This is a genomic window from Desulforhopalus vacuolatus, from assembly GCF_016918505.1.
Lineage (GTDB): Bacteria > Desulfobacterota > Desulfobulbia > Desulfobulbales > Desulfocapsaceae > Desulforhopalus > Desulforhopalus vacuolatus.
Genome location: NZ_JAFFPZ010000117.1, coordinates 1 through 434 on the forward strand (window position 1 = coordinate 1; position 434 = coordinate 434).

Below are 434 nucleotides of genomic sequence, written 5' to 3' on the forward strand. Positions count from 1 at the left end.
GTGTATCCGGTGATCCGCCTGTTCTCTTTCCTGATCGACAAGGCGCAATGCGCGTTGAGCGTAGAGATCGACGGCCAGCGCCATCCGCTGGAACTGCCGGTCCTCGAAGCCTTCGACCCGGCACGATTGGCCGAGGCGCGCCAGCCGCCACGCCCGGAGCAGCCCGCCAGCGCCAGCGTGCCGCTGGTGAAGCTGGCGGGGGCGCGCTCCGGCGACAAAGGCAACCACCGCAACATCGGGGTCATGGCGCGGCGCCCGGAGTACCTGCCGTGGATCGCCGAGGCGCTGGAGGAAGGCGCGGTGGTGGACTGGATGCAGCATGTGCTCGACCCGCAGACCGGCCGGGTCGGCCGCTGGTACCTGCCGGGCAGCCACAGCCTGAACTTCCTGCTGGAGAACGCCCTCGGCGGCGGCGGCGTCGCCAGCCTGCGCAT

General features: G+C 70.5%; 1 protein-coding gene. It reads left to right on the forward strand.

Features of this window, described 5'->3' with window-relative positions:
• On the forward strand, window positions 1-434 hold a 434-nt coding region (locus tag JWG39_RS16155), incomplete at both ends, for an AtuA-related protein (protein WP_205220460.1).